Source organism: Microbacterium murale, from assembly GCF_014635185.1.
In the GTDB taxonomy this organism is placed as follows: Bacteria; Actinomycetota; Actinomycetes; order Actinomycetales; family Microbacteriaceae; genus Microbacterium; species Microbacterium murale.
Genome location: NZ_BMCM01000001.1, coordinates 1,245,159 through 1,258,826 on the forward strand (window position 1 = coordinate 1,245,159; position 13,668 = coordinate 1,258,826).

At 67.1% G+C, this 13,668-nt stretch carries 12 protein-coding genes; 6 read left to right on the forward strand and 6 right to left on the reverse strand.

The window, feature by feature from the left end:
• Positions 1 to 46: 46 nt before the first annotated feature.
• Both IEV67_RS06075 and IEV67_RS06080 read left to right on the forward strand, forming a co-directional pair.
• The gene (locus IEV67_RS06075; RefSeq protein WP_188435616.1) at positions 47 to 430 is read left to right on the forward strand and encodes a DUF4440 domain-containing protein; all 384 of its coding nucleotides are present in this window, start codon (positions 47 to 49) and stop codon (positions 428 to 430) included.
• A complete protein-coding gene (locus tag IEV67_RS06080) occupies positions 427 to 1,002 on the forward strand; it encodes a GNAT family N-acetyltransferase (RefSeq protein WP_229702791.1) in 576 nt (191 codons plus the stop codon). The genes IEV67_RS06075 and IEV67_RS06080 overlap by 4 nt, the downstream gene beginning before the upstream one ends.
• On the opposite strand, the gene IEV67_RS06085 is transcribed toward IEV67_RS06080, so the two are convergent.
• Both IEV67_RS06085 and IEV67_RS06090 read right to left on the reverse strand, forming a co-directional pair.
• Complete coding sequence (locus IEV67_RS06085; protein WP_188435617.1) at positions 999 to 3,542, reverse strand: DEAD/DEAH box helicase; 2,544 nt, start codon at positions 3,540 to 3,542, stop codon at positions 999 to 1,001. The genes IEV67_RS06080 and IEV67_RS06085 overlap by 4 nt on opposite strands.
• Positions 3,543 to 3,559: 17 nt before the next feature.
• A complete protein-coding gene (locus tag IEV67_RS06090) occupies positions 3,560 to 4,411 on the reverse strand; it encodes a sigma-70 family RNA polymerase sigma factor (RefSeq protein ID WP_188435618.1) in 852 nt (283 codons plus the stop codon).
• 92 nt (positions 4,412 to 4,503) lie between these two features.
• On the opposite strand from IEV67_RS06090, the gene IEV67_RS06095 reads away from it, so the two are divergent.
• Entirely contained in the window at positions 4,504 to 5,277 is a 774-nt protein-coding gene (locus tag IEV67_RS06095) for an SDR family oxidoreductase (protein WP_188435619.1), read from the forward strand.
• 38 nt (positions 5,278 to 5,315) lie between these two features.
• On the opposite strand, the gene IEV67_RS06100 is transcribed toward IEV67_RS06095, so the two are convergent.
• Positions 5,316 to 7,607: an ABC transporter permease gene (locus IEV67_RS06100; RefSeq protein ID WP_188435620.1), complete on the reverse strand. Its 2,292-nt coding sequence runs from the start codon at positions 7,605 to 7,607 to the stop codon at positions 5,316 to 5,318.
• Positions 7,608 to 7,746: 139 nt separating this feature from the next.
• On the opposite strand from IEV67_RS06100, the gene IEV67_RS06105 reads away from it, so the two are divergent.
• Positions 7,747 to 8,406 carry a TetR/AcrR family transcriptional regulator gene (locus IEV67_RS06105; RefSeq protein ID WP_188435621.1) on the forward strand — a complete coding sequence of 220 codons (660 nt, stop codon included), beginning with the start codon at positions 7,747 to 7,749 and terminating at the stop codon, positions 8,404 to 8,406.
• A 20-nt stretch (positions 8,407 to 8,426) separates the two neighbouring features.
• On the opposite strand, the gene deoD is transcribed toward IEV67_RS06105, so the two are convergent.
• The 3 genes from deoD to IEV67_RS06120 all read right to left on the reverse strand — a co-directional run bounded on the left by deoD (position 8,427) and on the right by IEV67_RS06120 (position 10,883).
• Positions 8,427 to 9,137, reverse strand: a complete 711-nt coding sequence (gene deoD / locus IEV67_RS06110) for a purine-nucleoside phosphorylase (RefSeq protein WP_188435622.1) — start codon at positions 9,135 to 9,137, stop codon at positions 8,427 to 8,429.
• A gap of 31 nt (positions 9,138 to 9,168) precedes the next feature.
• Complete coding sequence (locus IEV67_RS06115; RefSeq protein WP_229702793.1) at positions 9,169 to 9,627, reverse strand: MarR family winged helix-turn-helix transcriptional regulator; 459 nt, start codon at positions 9,625 to 9,627, stop codon at positions 9,169 to 9,171.
• Between the two features lie 122 nt (positions 9,628 to 9,749).
• Positions 9,750 to 10,883, reverse strand: a complete 1,134-nt coding sequence (locus IEV67_RS06120) for an FAD-dependent oxidoreductase (RefSeq protein ID WP_188435623.1) — start codon at positions 10,881 to 10,883, stop codon at positions 9,750 to 9,752.
• 211 nt (positions 10,884 to 11,094) lie between these two features.
• Here IEV67_RS06120 and IEV67_RS06125 point away from each other — a divergent pair, with 211 nt between their 5' ends.
• Together IEV67_RS06125 and IEV67_RS06130 are read left to right on the forward strand one after the other, a co-directional pair.
• The gene (locus tag IEV67_RS06125) at positions 11,095 to 12,621 is read left to right on the forward strand and encodes a sugar ABC transporter ATP-binding protein (RefSeq protein WP_188435624.1); all 1,527 of its coding nucleotides are present in this window, start codon (positions 11,095 to 11,097) and stop codon (positions 12,619 to 12,621) included.
• A complete protein-coding gene (locus IEV67_RS06130; RefSeq protein ID WP_229702795.1) occupies positions 12,614 to 13,603 on the forward strand; it encodes an ABC transporter permease in 990 nt (329 codons plus the stop codon). Before IEV67_RS06125 ends, IEV67_RS06130 begins: the two co-directional genes overlap by 8 nt.
• The last annotated feature ends 65 nt before the right edge of the window (positions 13,604 to 13,668 follow it).

The following is a 13,668-nucleotide window of genomic DNA, read 5'->3' on the forward strand; positions in this document are numbered from 1 at the left end:
GCGCGACGGGGTTGCCCATCGCCGTGAGGCGAGCGAGCATAGCGGCATGACTGAGCAGATCGAGGAGCTGCTGGAGCTCGAGCACCAGGGCTGGCGTTCGCTGTGCGACGGGACGGGGAGCGACGTCTACGGCGCGCTCATGACCGAAGACGGCGCGATGCTGCTGGCGTCGGGGCTGTCGATGGATCGCACGCAGGTGATCGCGTCGCTGGCGGATGCTCCGCCGTGGGAACGGTACGAGATCATCGAGCCGCGGCTGCTCCCTCTCGCCGACGGCGCGGCGACCCTGCTGTACACCGGGCGGGCGTTCCGTGCAGAGGCGGAGCCGTTCGTCGCCCTCATGGCGACCACGTACGTGCGACGCGCGGGTGAGTGGCGGCTCGCGCTCTACCAGCAGACGCCGGTCGACTCCGGCCGGTCCCCGTCGTGAGCGACGGTTCTACGTGGATGCCGGAGGCGATCGCCTGGCGCCCGATCGTCGAGGCGGACTTCGCGCTGCTCTCCGACTGGCTGACGCGGCCGCATGTGCACCGGTACTGGAACCACGACTTCACTCCGGAGGGTGTGAGCCGCGACTTCGGACCTGGCACCCGCGGTGAGGAGGCAGGGGAGGACCTGCTCGTGTCGGTGGACGGCGTACCAGAGGCGCTCGTGCAGCGTTCGCGCATCGAGGACTACGCGGAGGACTTCAGCGAACTCGGCGCGATCGTCGATGTTCCGGCCGGTGCGGTGACGATCGACTACTTCGTCGCAGATCCGGCACACACGGGGCGCGGTCTCGGCACAGCGGTCATCCGCGCGATCGTCGCCGACACCTGGTCGAGCTACCCCGACTGCCCGGCCATCATCGTGCCAGTGGTCGCGGGGAACACGGCGTCGTGGCGTGCCCTGGAGCGGGCTGGATTCCGCCGCGTCGGCGAAGGCGATATGGAGCCCGAGAATCCGATCGACCCGCCGCTCCACGTCATCTCGCGGATCGTCCGTCCGGAGGCGCGCGCCTAGAGCCGATCCACCCCGGTCACCGTCACGACCGCCTCGCCCGCCTCATCGGATGCTGCGAGATCGATCGTCGCGGAGATGCCCCAGTCGTGGTCGCCGGCGGGGTCGTCGAGGATCTGACGCGCGGTCCAGTTGCTCGCCCCCTCGGTGAGCAGCAGCAGCTTCGAGCTGCGGGCATCTGAGCCGGTGAGGATCTCGTCGTGCTCGGCGAAATACGCGTCGAGTGCGTCGTTCCAGCCGTCCTCGCCGAAAGCGGGATCGAGCGCCGCAAGAGCATCCACGTCTTCGCGGGCGGCCAGCTGCACACGGCGGAAAAGCTCGTTGCGCACCAGGATGCGGAACGCGCGCACATTGCTCGTGAGGCGCTTCGGCGCTGGCGGAACGATCGGCTCTTCGAGGTGCTCGGCTGCCTTCAGCGCATCGAGATCGACGACGCCGTTGTCGGTGCCGGCCCGCAGCTCCTCCCACTCATCCAGGAGCGAGGAGTCGACCTGGCGGACGAGTTCGCCGAGCCACTCGATGAGGTCGCGCAGGTCTTCGTTCTTCAGATCCTCCGGGATCGTCTGCGATGCCGCGCGATAGGCATCCGACAGGTATCGCAGCACGACGCCCTCTGACCGCGCGATCTTGTAGTACGCGACATATTCCCCGAACGACATGGCGCGCTCGTACATGTCGCGAACGACGGCCTTCGGACGCAGTTCGAAGTCACGGATCCACGGCTGCGCAGCACTGTACGTCTCGAACGTCGCGCCCAGCAGCTCTTCCAGTGGCTTCGGGTACGTGACCTGTTCGAGCAGCTCCATGCGCTCGTCGTACTCGATGCCCTCGCGCTTCATCTCCGCGACGGCATCGCCGCGCGCGAGGAATTCCTGCTGGCTCAGCACCGCACGAGGATCGTCGAGCGTCGCCTCGACGATCGAGATCATGTCGAGCGAGAAGGTCGCGGCATCCGGATCCAGCAGCTCGAAGGCAGCCAACGCGAACGGCGACAACGGCTGGTTCAGCGCGAAGTTCGGCTGCAGGTCAACGGTGAGGGTGATCGTGCCATCCGCTGACTGCTCGACGATCCCCGATTCCCGCAGCGTCCGATAGATTCCCAGCGCCCGGAGCGCCAGCATCCGCTGCCTTGCTCGAGGTTCGTGGTTGTCGTATACCAGTGCGCGCATATTTCCGAACACGTCCCCGCCGCGGCCGATCACGTTGAGCATCATCGCGCTCGTGATCTGCATGTGCGAGGTCAAAGTCTCCGGCTCGGCGTCGATCAATTTGCGGAAAGAGGGCTCGCCCCACGACACGAAGCCGTCCGGGGCCTTCTTGCGGATGATCTTGCGCTTCTTCTTCGGATCGTCGCCCGCCTTGCGGATCAGTGCGGCGTTCTCGGTCTCGTGCTCCGGCGCCTGGGCGACGACGGTGCCGGCGGTGTCGAAGCCGGCCCGGCCAGCGCGACCGGCGATCTGATGGAACTCGCGGGCATTGAGCTGCCGCATGCGCGTGCCGTCGAACTTCGTCAGCGCGGTGAGCAGCACCGTGCGGATCGGCACGTTGATGCCGACGCCGAGCGTGTCGGTGCCGCAGATCACGCGCAGCATCCCGCGTTGCGCGAGCTGCTCGACGAGGCGCCGGTACTTGGGCAGCATGCCGGCGTGATGCACGCCGATGCCCGCGCGCAGGAACTTGGACAGCGTCTTGCCGAACGCCGTCGTGAAACGGAACTCGCCGATCAGCTCCGCGATCTGGTCGCGTTGCTCACGCGTCGCGATCTTCGTGCTCGACAGCGCCTGCGCGCGCTCCATGGCGGCGGCCTGTGAGAAGTGCACGACGTAGACGGGCGCCTGACCGGTGGTGAGCAGGTCTTCGACCGTCTCGTGGATCGGGGTGAGCTCGTAGTAGAAGTGCAACGGCACGGGTCGCTCGACGCCGGTGACCGTCGCCGTCTCTCGGCCGGTGCGGCGGGTGAGATCCGACGCCAGCGCGGTCACATCGCCGAGCGTTGCCGACATCAGGATGAACTGCGCCTGCGGCAGCGTGAGCAGCGGAACCTGCCACGCCCACCCGCGATCCGGGTCGGCGTAGAAGTGGAACTCGTCCATCACGACCTGGCCCACATCCGCCGAAGGGCCGTGGCGCAGAGCGAGGTTGGCGAGGATCTCTGCCGTGCAGCAGATGATCGGAGCATCCGCGTTCACTGACGAATCGCCCGTGATCATGCCGACGTTCTCTGGTCCGAAGGTGTCGACGAGTGCGAAGAATTTCTCGCTCACGAGGGCCTTGATCGGCGCGGTGTAGTAGCTGCGGCGACCGTCGACGAGCGCGGCGAAGTGCGCGGCGACGGCGACGAGCGACTTCCCGGTGCCGGTCGGAGTCGACAGGATCAGGTTCTGACCCGAGACGATCTCGATGACCGCCTCATCCTGGGCGGGGTACAGCTGGATGCCGCCGGCCTCTGCCCATTCGACGAACGCCGTGTAGACGGCATCCGGGTCGACAGCCCCGGACGGGTCGCGCAGGGAGGTCGGATCGAGGCGCGCGGAGGAAGTCATGGTCCTTCGATCATCCCTCACCGCGGGGCTCGGCGCAGACGAGCAGGGTCGGCGAGCACCTCCAGCGCGACGATCCGTCCCTCGGCCACCTCGAAGGTCATCAGCGAGACGATCCGATCCCCGAACGTCGCGGCGACGCCGGGCAGCCCGTCGATGAGCACCGGAGTCGAGTGGGCGGCCAGGCGAGCGGCGAGAACGGCCTGTGCGGCGATCTCGTCGGCGCCATGCAGCGTCTGGGTGCGGGTGCCGTAGTCGGCGTGCAGGGTGGCGTCTACATGCAGCAGGCTCAGGAGGCCATCGAGGTCTCCCTCCTGCACCGCCGCCAGCCACGCCTCCACCAGTGCGCGTCCGCGGTGACGATCAGCGCGCGCAGGTGCGGATGCTTCGCGCAGCCGTCGCCGTGCTCGCGATGCCAGTTGGCGGGCGGCTGCCGGCGAGCGGTCCACAGCATCGGCGACCTCGTCGAACGGCTGACCGAAGACGTCATGCAGAACGAAGGCGATCCGTTCTGCTGGGGTCAGAGCATCCAGGACGACGAGCAGGGCGACGTTCACGCGATCCGACCGGTCGACGAGATCGGCCAGATCCGGCGCAGGGTCGACCGGTTCATCACGCCACGGCTCGACATTCCACGAGCGTTCGCGGGTCGATCGTGGCGCGCGGAGCATGTCGAGGCTGATGCGGGAGACGACGGTCGTGCACCACGCATCGAGGTTGTCGATCGTCGCAGCATCCGATCTGGCAAGACGCAACCACGTCTCCTGGACGGCGTCGTCCGCATCCGCGCTCGACCCGAGTAGTCGCGTCGCGATGGCCCGCAGGCGTGGGCGGGCGAGTTCGAAGCGTTCTGCGAGTTCTTCGTCGTCCATGTCACATCTCCTCATCGTCGATCGTCAAGATCTCGACGGATGCACCGACCGAAACGTGACAGGTCGGTGCGACAGGCGAAAGGACGACGAACATGAGCACTCCCATTCTTGTCACAGGAGGCACCGGGAACATCGGACGGCGCACCGTTGCGCTGCTGCGCGCTGCTGGTAGCGAGATCCGCATCCTCAGCAGGCAATCGCGAACGGCCGAACAGGGGATCGAGTATGCGGAAGGCGACACCGTCAAGGGGACGGGACTCGACGCGGCACTCGACGGCGTCGAGACCGTTCTGCACCTCGCGGGTGGAGCGAAGGGGGACGACGTCGCGGCGCGGAATCTTGTCGCGGCGGCGCAGCGTGCCGGGACGCGGCATCTCGTGCTCATCTCGGTGGTCGGCGCCGGCAGCATGCCGATCGGCTACTTCAGGATGAAGGCCGATGCCGAGCACGCTTTCGAGACTTCGGGCATCCCGTTCACGGTGCTGCGCGTTGCGCAGCTGCACGACTTCGCGCTGCCGATGGTGAAGGCGCTGTCCAAGATGCGGATCGCTCCTCGCGGACTGCGTTTTGAATCCGTCGGCGTCGATGAGGTCGCCGCGCGGCTGACCGAGCTCACCCTCGGGGCGCCGGCCGGGCGAGTGGTAGATCTCGCGGGACCGCAGGTGCGGGAGATCGGCGACATGGTGCGTGCCTTCGACGAAGCGCGGGGGCGTACGCACCGGCTGCTGCCGATCCGCCTGCCCGGCGCCATCGGCCGCGCGTACCGGGCAGGTGGCAACCTCGCCGACGAAACCGCGGCGCGGGGGAAGGAGACCTGGGAGGAGTTCCTCGTGCACCGCGACGTCGTCTCATCGGCGGCGCGGTGATGTCACGAGTCGGCCGATCGGATGCCGTTGGCGAAGGATCAGCTCAGAGCAGGCTCGGGCTGACGCGCCTCGACCTCGGCATCCGCCTCGGCCTCGAAGACGGCCTCCGCATCCACCTCGAAGACAGCCTCCCCATCGAGCGCATCGAGCGCATCCGGCTTAACGATCACAGCCAAGTCGCCGAAGTCGTGCCTAGTGCGCACGGTCTTCAGCGAATCGATCACGAACACGATCGCCAGCGACACGAGCCCCCAGAGACCGAGCACCTGCAGGTTGTGGGCCACGACGTCGCCGTCGAAGTAGAGGATCGATCGTGCTGCCTCCACAGCCGCGGGGAACGGCAGGATGTCGTGCAGCGCGCGGAACCACTCCGGCGCCATGTACATCGAGAACGCGCCGTTGGATGCCGGCACCCCGAGGAACATCAGGATGCCGACCGCGGGAATCACCGCCAGCATCCCGATCAGCCGCTCGAAGATCATCGCGAACATGGCGACGCAGAAGATCGCCACAGCGCCTGCGCCGAACAGCGGCCAGAACTGCCCGTCGACCGAGCCGGTGATGGGACCGGCGATCAGCCAGATGACCGCTGACATGAACGGAGCGTACACGGCTGTGAGCGGCAGCATCCGACGCAGTGGACGGGTGGCCGGCGCCGCGTTCGCTCCGACGACGACGACCATGAATCCGGCGAGGATCCACCCCATCGCCAGGTACATCGTCACGATGCCCTGGCTGTCGCGGTCGGGCAGCGGTGCGACGTCGTCGATCTTCAGCGGCATCTGCTGCGCATCGGCGATCTGCGTGAACACGCGCACCGCGACCTGGTAGGCGCTCGAGCTGCCGGCCTGGTTCGCCAACAGGGTGAACTCGGGGGAGCTCTGCGAGGGCAGCACGAGGGCGGCGACGAGGTCACGGTCCTCGATCATGACCTGCACGTCGGAGGCGGCATCCGTCGAGTACGCGGTGAACTCGAAGAGCCCATCCATGTTCTCTTCAAGGCCGGTGATGGTCTGCTCGGCCTGCTCGATGGTCGATCCGACCACCGCAACGGGCATGTCCTTCGGTGTCGGCTGGTGCATGGCACCGAGCATCAGGCTGATCATCATCGTGACCATGGCGAGCGGGAAGAAGATCAGTGAGGCATAACGCCAGAAGTTGTTCTTCGGCCGGGCGCCGCCGTGCAGTGACGGGACGTTGACGTCCATCGCGACGCCCTCAGGATGTTTCTTACCGAGCGTCGCGTCGTACGCCTTGGTCGCAAGGAGCCCGACGACAGCGCCGATCGCGAGGACGAGCAGGTGTCCGGTGAGACCTGTGCCGTCGAAGTAGAGGATCGATCGCATCGACTCGCCGATGGCCGCCATCGGCAGGAATTCGTGCAGCACACGGTAGAAGTCGGGCATCGTGTACATCGACATGCTCATGTTCGATGCGGGCATGCCGAGCACCATCAACAGGAACATGCCGGCGATCACCCCGAGCGCGCCGAACAGGCGGGTGATGAACAGCTGCACGCAACTGATCGCGAAGACGCCGAGCCAGGCGACGCCGAGCACACCCAGATAGTGCTCGCTGGTGACGACGCCCATGATCGGGCCGGTCACGACCCACACGAGAGCGGCGATGAGTGCCGCCCATCCGGCCAGCAGGGGCACGATCCGACGGAACTTCAGCAGCTCAGGCGAGTTCGAACGCAGCACGCTGAACGGAAGGTACCCGGCCATCACGAGGGCCGTGGCGAGGAACATCGCGCCGAGGCCGGACATGTCGTTGTCCGGCAGGGGCACGAGGTCTTCGGCGACGACCGTGAGGCCCTCGCCGAGGATGATGGGCGTCACCAGCGATGTGACGGTGCTGACCTGAGATGCTCCGGCCGCCGTGGCGGTGTAGAGCGTGGCGGTGTCGCCGTCGATCACGACGGCGGCGACGGCCTCGCGGTCGATCACCAGCTGGCGCGCCTCCATCGCAGTGTCGATGACCTCGACTTCAACCGCGTCCTCGTCGGAGGCCGTCAGCGCGTCGGCAAAGGAATCGGCGGCGGATGCAGATCCGACCACTGCGATGGGCATGTCGTTCGGCGTGGGCGAGTGCATCGTGGCCAGGTACCCGGTGATCATCATGCCGACGATGATGAGCGGCATGATGAACACCGCCGCCGTGCGTCCGATCATCTCCGCCTTGGCGCGCTTCGCCGCGGCGGCGGTCGCTGCGGCCTCATCCGTCACGGAGTCGTCCGCGACCGTCTCTTCAGCCTCCGGGGATGTGCCGGTCTCGGATGGCATGCCCGTTTCGCGGGCTTCCTTGCGAGAGAGGGGAGGGTTGGTCACGATCGTGCTCCTGACGTGATGTTGCTGTCCTGGAGATCACCGTTGATCGTGGGCTAGACTAAATTTAAGACACGTGACGTAAAAACGTGAAATCGAGAGCGCTATGTCACAGTGAACTCACATACATTCGGAGGGTGGCTTGGGTCAGCACAGTGATCGCGCGCGTGAGGCGCTGCTGGATGCGGCGGAGGAGCTATTCGCTCAGCACGGCATAGACGCGGTCTCGAATCGGAGCATCGCCGAGCACGCCGGTTCGGCAAATCACTCGGCGATCGCCTACCACTTCGGAACACGCGAGGATCTGATCCGGGCGATGCTCCTGCGCCACACGGTGCCGATGGCCGCCCGGCGCGAGGAGCTCGTGGCCGAACTCGGTGCCGAACCGACCGTGCATGACGTCATCCGATGCCGGCTGCTGCCCCTGGTGGAGGTGCTGGACTCGTTGCCGCGCCCGAGCTGGCGGGCGCAGTTCCTCGCACAGATCCGTGCGGTGCCGTCGGCGGTCGCCGTGCTGGAGGAATCGGTCGACGCCCTCGATGTGGGCGGCGACTTCAGGTCATTGACTGCCAAGGTCGATGGCGTGTCGGATGCCATCATGCGTGCGCGCTCCGGGATCGTCGGCCACCTCGTGCTCGGGGTGTGCGCCGAGTACGAGGCGCAGATGAGTGCGGGCACTCACCGCGGCAGCTGGATCAAGGTCGGCTACTTCCTCATCGACGCCGCCGCCGGGATGCTGTCCGCTCCGGTCACCCAGCCGGGCGGGGTCCTGGACGTGCGGGAACGGCCCCGTCTGATCTAGGGCATCGGGGCGCCGGCGCGTCAGGCGGTGGCCGCGCGCAGGGCGATCTCGATCATGTCGCCGAAGGTCTGCTCACGCTCCTGCGCCGTGGTCTCCTCGCCCGTGACGATGTGATCGGAGACCGTGCAGATGCTCAGCGCTCGACGGTCGTAGTGCGCCGCCAGCGTGTACAGCCCGCTCGTCTCCATCTCGACGCCCAAAGCGCCATGGGCGACGAACGGCTCGGTGAGCTCAGGGCGAGTGCTGTAGAACTGATCGCTCGAGAACAGCAGGCCTACGTGCACGGCAGACTCCAGCGTCATCTGCTCGCTCGCCTCGACGGCTGCGCGCAGCAGCGAGAAGTCGGCGACGGGTGCGTAGTCGAGCCCGTTGAACCGCACGCGATTGATGCCGGAATCGGTGCACGCGCCGTTCGCGATGATGATGTCACGCACGGCGAGGCGCTCCGTCAGCGCGCCGCAGGATCCGACCCGCACGATCGTCTGCACGTCGTAGTTCTTGAACAGCTCGGTGGCGTAGATCGCCATGGACGGCTGGCCCATGCCCGACCCCTGCACGGAGACGCGGTGCCCGTTCCAGGTGCCCGTGAATCCCAACATCCCGCGGGTCTCCGAATAGAGCTGCGCATCCGTGAGGAACGTCTCAGCGATCCACTTCGCGCGCAGCGGGTCGCCGGGGAAAAGGACGATGGGGGCGATCTGACCGGGCCCGGCGGCGATGTGCGTGCTCATCTGTCGAGCGTACCCAGGGGGGCGTGGGTCGTCAGTCCGTCGACGCGCGCCGAAGGCTCTGGTGCAGCGCCACGATGGCCTCGGTCGCGGCATCCAGAGCGGCGCGCTGTTTCGCGGACAGCTCTTCCAGGGCGGCGTCCACCGGGCTCGACCACGCCTCGGAGATCGCGGTGTGCTCGGAGACGCCGAGCGGGGTCGGGAAGAGGAGCGACACCCGGCGGTCTTCTTCGCTCTTCTCCCTGGTGATGAATCCTCGCGCCACGAGCACGCGGATCGCCGTGCTGACGTTCGGCTGCTGCAGCCCGAGAGCGGCCGCGAGATCCCCGACAGTCGAACCAGGGTTGTCGATCACCTGCTTGAGCAGCGCGATCTCGGTCGTAGGGATCGGTCCGACCCCGGCACGCTCTGGAGCAGTCCGGTGGATCGCCCACGCGAGCTCGCGCAGGGCGGTGCTCACGTCGGAGTGGGCTGTGGATGCCGGATTCACCATGGGAGGCCAGCTTATCGGCGAGTCGCATCGGCGAAGACGCGACAGACGGAGAAGGACCAGGAGCCCGGCCGAAGTCCAAGGAGGCGAACCCTCGGCCGGGCACCTGGAGTGTGAGGGGCAGGTCAGAGCGGCTTGGCCATCTCCTTGAGCACATGCATGGTCGCAGCGACGTTGTCGAAGTCGGGCAGGCGGCCCATCTCCCACTCGCCGATGTTCAGGGACGTCTCGACGATCAGCTTGCAGCGCTCGAAGCGGCGAGCGGTGAACTCCTCGAACGCCGCCTCGTGATCGTCGTGCGCAGTGAGCACCTCGCCGAGCACGACGCCGTCTTCGATCGCCTGCGCCGCCCCCTGCCCGAGGTGCGGGGTGATCGCATGCACGGCATCGCCCATGAGGATGACGCGGCCGCGGTGCCACGGCGCGGGAGCGATCAGCGACTCCTCCGGACGCAGCACGATGTCGGCCGGATCTTCGCTGAGGAACTCGTCACGGAAACGGCCGGCAAGACCTCCGAAACCCTCCAGCTCCTTGCGCAGGGCCTTGGGGAGGTCCTCGGTCGCCGGACGCTCGCCGCGCTCCATCGGCTTGTTGAAAAACATGTAGGCGAGGTCGGGCCCGATCGGCACGAATCCGGCCATGCCGCTGGGGCCGTCCTGCAGGATGATGCGATCAATCTCCGGCAGTGCAGGCATGTTCTGCCGGTAGGCGGACTGCCCGATATAGCGCGGCTGCAACTCGGCATCCAGCACATAGCCGCGCACCTTCGAGCGCACGCCGTCCGCACCGACGACCACGTCGGCCGTGATCTGCGCGCCGCCCTCGAGCGTGACGAGCACGTCGTCCGCCCGCTCCTCCAGGGTCTCGAACGCCGTCGAGTACTGGATGCTCACGCCGATCTCGAGAGCACGCGCCGTGAGGATCTCGTGCAGCTTCGGCCGCGTGACGCCGTTCATCGGCGGCAGCGTGCTGCTCTCGATCGGCGTGCCATGGATGTCGCGGATGAAGTTGCCGTCGTGGTCGTACATCGCACCCCAGGCCTTCGCGGGGTAGCCGGCATCGATGCAGGCCTGTGCGCACCCGAGAGCATCGAGGGCGCGTAGCGCGTTGATCGGCTGGATGATGCCGACGCCGAACACGGACGCGTGGGCGTCGGGGTAGCGCTCGACGACGTGGACCTCGTGGCCTTCCTGGCGGAGGGCGATCGCTGCGGAGAGCCCGCCGATGCCGCCGCCGACTACGAGAATCTTTCTGGCCATTTCTCTCACCTACATCTTCGTGGTTCCAGGCTCCGCGCGTCTTCGCGGGGAGATGTCGGGGTTCGTCGCACGGATTTCTCCGAAGGTCTCGCCCTGGCGTAGAACATATGATTACATATATATGTTCTGAAATGTTCTTCTGATTTCAGAACACACCGATCCGGCCGACGACGGCCGGTGAGCCAACTGCGACGAAGCAGGGAGTGTGGTGATGACGAGTCTCGACTCGACTCAGGCGCAGACGACGGGCATGCCCATCCTCGCGCTGGCAGGCGTTTCCAAGTCCTTCGGCGGTGCCGCGGCACTGCGTGACGTCGACTTCGATGTGCGCCCCGGCGAGGTGCACGCGCTGGTCGGAATGAACGGTGCCGGAAAATCCACGCTGGTCGGCGTGCTCAGTGGCGCACACAACCCTGACGGCGGTGAGATCCGCTTCGACGGAGAACAGCTGTCGGGGCTGACACCACGCCGTGCGCGCGAGCAGGGCATCGCCACGGTTCCGCAGAAGCGCGATCTCGTGCTCGATCTCTCGGTCGCGGAGAACCTCTTCCTCGGCGACCTTCCTCGCCGGGGCGGATGGGTCGGGTGGAAGGCCGTGCGATCGCAGGCCCGCGAGACGCTGCAGAGCATCGGACTCGACATCGACGAGCGGATGCCGGCAGGAGCGCTGACTGCGGCAGAACAGACCATGGTCGAGATCGCCCGAGAAGTCCGCCGCGGCGGCCGCGTACTGATCCTCGACGAGCCGACGGCATCCCTCGGGGGAGCGGCCGCCGAGCAGGTGCGCGATCTCGTCCGCCGCCTCCGCGCGCAGGGCACCGCGATCGTCTACATCTCCCACCACCTCGACGAGATCCTCGACATCGCCGACCGCGTCACGGTGCTCCGCGACGGACGCCGTCAGCTCACGGTGCCCGCATCCGAACTCGACATGGGATCGCTCGTCTATGCCATCGCCGGCGAGCATGTCGAATCCGAGCGTCCGGCGGCGCGCAGTGAATGGGGCGAGACGCGCCTGCGACTGGATGCCGTCAATGACGGAACCCGGCTGCGGGACCTCTCGCTCGAGGTTCGCGCCGGCGAAGTCGTCGCGGTGCTCGGTCCTGCGGGCGATGGGCAGTCGGCACTGTTCTCGCTGCTCTCCGGGACTGCGAGGCCGGATACCGGAACGCTCGAAGTCGAAGGCCGCCAGGTGGCGTGGGGCAGCGTCGCGCAGTCGCTGCGCAGCGGACTGCGGTGCGTCACCGGCGACCGCCTCGCGAACGGACTGATCGGTGCCCTCGGCATCAATGAGAACATCGTGCTCGCGATCGATCGTCGCACGGGTCGCCCCTGGGTCGATTGGAAGGCGTTGCGCGCACGCGCGACGGTGATCCGCGACCGCTTCGGCGTGCGCACGATCCAGGCCGATCCGCCGGTCGGCCAGCTCTCCGGCGGCAATCAGCAGAAGGTGCTGCTCGGGAAATGGCTCGACGGCGATCCTCGGGTGTGCTTCCTGGAAGACCCCACCAATGGCGTCGACGTGCACGCCAAGGCCGACATCCATCACCTCATCGACGCTCTTGCGGCGCGCGGCACGGCGGTTCTTCTCGCCTCGTCGGATGTCGCGGAGGTCCAGCGTCTCGCCGACCGTGTCGTCGTCGTCAGCGCGGGCCGCCCGACGGCGGTGCTCGATGTCGCCGATACATCCCGCGACGAACTCGTCGCCCTCACCGTAGGAGGAACCTCCCGTGATTGACAACGACGTCCGATCCACGATGACCGCAACGGTCGCCCTGCAGGCCATGACCAAGCGTCGCTTCAGCCTCGGCGGTCACGGCGGACTGCTCATCGTCCTGCTGGTGGTCATCGTGATCACAGCCATCGGCTCCGAGGTGTTCCTCACCGCCCCCAACCTCATCAACGTGCTGCGACAGGTGAGCGTGATGGGAGTGATCGCCGCGGGTCTGACCGTGCTGATGATCTCCGGCGGCATCGACTTCTCGATGGGGTCGAATGCCGTGGTCACGATGGCGCTCGTCGCGCAGCTCGTGACGAATGGTACGCCCACGATGATCGCAGTGCTGGTCGGCATCATCGCGGCAACGGTCGTCGGTCTGATTAACGGGCTCGTGGTGACGTTCACCAGGGTCGCACCCTTCGTCGCGACCCTGGCCGCCGCCACGCTGCTGGACGGTCTGGCGCTGTTCATCCTGAACGGCATGAGCGTCTCGGCCGGCCCTGACCTCAGCACCTTCGGCGTCGCCGAGCTCGGCGGCATCCCGTATCTCCTCATCGCCGCGATCGTGATCTGCGTCGCGCTCGGTCTCACGCTGAAGTACACGAGCTTCGGGCGTGATGCCTTCGCGATCGGCGGCAACGAGGACGCCGCACGTCTCAGCGGCATCCCTGTGGCTGCGCGCAAGATCACGCTCTACGCCCTGATGGGCCTGCTCGCCGGCATCACCGGCGTCATGCTGCTCGGGCGCCTGGGCGCCGCCAGCCCAGGCACCGCGGGACTCACGCTCGAACTGCAGGCCGTCGCTGCGGTCGTCATCGGCGGCACCTCGCTCGCAGGCGGCAGGGGCACGATGATCGGCACCGCCCTCGGCGTGATCCTGCTCGGCGTGCTCTCCAACGCATTGAACCTGCTCAGCATCTCCGCCTACATCCAGATGATGGTCGTCGGCGGCGTGCTGCTGCTCGCGGCCATCGCCAATTCCTGGCGGAGCAGGCGCTGAGCCGGACCCGTTCCGCGCGAATCCGACGCGCAACCCGTGCGCTCCTGTCCGGAGTGCACATCCAC